Annotated in this window: 1 protein-coding gene; it reads left to right on the forward strand. The window is 44.9% G+C overall.

Annotated features, from left to right (window positions below):
- Positions 1-227 precede the first annotated feature (227 nt).
- Positions 228-1,655, forward strand: a complete 1,428-nt coding sequence (locus KDK19_RS21135) for a tyrosine-type recombinase/integrase (RefSeq protein WP_257292881.1) — start codon at positions 228-230, stop codon at positions 1,653-1,655.
- The last annotated feature ends 154 nt before the right edge of the window (positions 1,656-1,809 follow it).

Here is a 1,809-nt window from a genome sequence, read left to right on the forward strand (position 1 = left end):
CTTTCAACCGCTCAGCCAACCCACCTAAAGAGGTTTGAAAGTGCAGCAACGAACATGGCAACAACCCGATTTTTACCAGCTGAACCCCGAGGATGTTACTGCACTTTGAGAAGTGGCGGAGGGACAGGGACACTGTAGATACCTACTCTCTAAGCCTAAGTGCCTATAGATAAAGGGCTGTAGACCGTAGTACCGTGTCACAAACCATGTCACATTAGTACCTTGCTATGACCTTGAACGATACTAGATATCTATCTCTGAACTACAACACATGGGTATTCAAGAAAAGAGTACCCAAGCCAATCAGACACCTATCTAATGGCTCTGAGTTCTTTATCAGATCACTACAAACCAGTGACCTACATCTAGCTAAGAAGCTTAGAGCTGATCTAGTAGACTGGCTGGAAGAGGAGCTAAGGCTTGCTGTAGGAGCTACTGGTGGTTCTAATGGTATTAGTGGCTCTAATGGTATTAGTGGTTCTAATGGTATTAGTGGTTCTAATGATATTAAGGCTTCATACAAAGCTTGGTTAAGTAGGATCAAAGGTCACAAAGAGGAGGATAGTAGTCTGGAGCACTTGGATATAGAGAGTCTGTATGACAAACATGGAGAGCCTGTAGTCCAAGCCTATAGAACAGTCATCGACGGCACTAAGTACCCTGAATACGGTTACTCCCTTAAGGAAGCTTTAGCCGACTATAAGAAGTTCAAAAGCTCCACCTTAAAGAGTGTCAAGGACTTAGGCAAAGCGGATCTAGCAGTCTCCTCTCTACTGAAGTATCTAGATAAGAGTGATATACCTTTAACTGAGATAAGGCGTAAGTCAGTAAGGCGGTGGTTAGATGAGTTCATCAGTGGCAAGATTGAGGGAGGCTCTAACCTCAGTGGGAAGACCAAGAAGAACTACATGTCGGCTCTCATGGGTATCTGGAAGCGGGCATATGATATGGAAGAAATAACATCCACCAGCACCAGCACTAACCCTTTCTCTGGGCATTCTATATCAACCAAGGATACACAGTCATACCAGCTATTCAGTGACTCAGAGTTGAAGGATATATTCCTTGGGACAGTACTTAAAGAGCCACTTGGAGCAAGGCGGTTAGTCCCTCTATTAGGTCTGGTCACAGGGGCAAGGATAGAGGAGCTGTGTAGTCTGAAGATTAAAGATGTAACTGTAGCTGTAACAGGGGAGATAACACTTCACATCAGGGACGGTAAGACTAAGGCAGCAGAGAGGATAGTTCCTGTTCATTCTAGTGTCAGTGAGGAGCTTGGAGCTTGGCTAAATGTCCAGCAGAGCAAAGGCCATGAGTACCTGTTTGAAGGGGATCTTAAACCTCTCAAAGGTAAATGGAGCCATAGCCTGTCTAAATGGTTCGGTAGGGTTAAGAGTAAGGTCATAGCTGATAGCAGTAGTAGCAGTAGCAGCAGCAGAACTAAATCTTTCCATTCCCTTAGAGTACACATGGCGACTGCCTTAGAGAGGGCTGGTGTGTTAGAGAGTACGGCTACCTTGATATTGGGGCATGAGAGAAAGGTATCAATGTCATATGGCCTGTATAGTAAAGGCATGTCTGAAGAGCAGTTAAGGGAGGCTATAGAATCTATAGAATTACCTAAGTTCCTAAGAGAGCACAGAGAGTGCCCTTGAGAGTTCCATAGAGCCGTTCTGAGGGGTTTTCTCTACATGGGTGGTGCGAATGGGTAGGCTGGTTATAGAGTGCCTTAGAATGGCTATAAGAGGCATCAAATCGGTAACTTTCAAGGTAGATGTCGCCTCAACTTATGCAGCTAAATCACAATGC

Origin of the sequence: Endozoicomonas sp. ONNA1, from assembly GCF_024606325.1 — a bacterium.
GTDB lineage: Bacteria > Pseudomonadota > Gammaproteobacteria > Pseudomonadales > Endozoicomonadaceae > Endozoicomonas_A.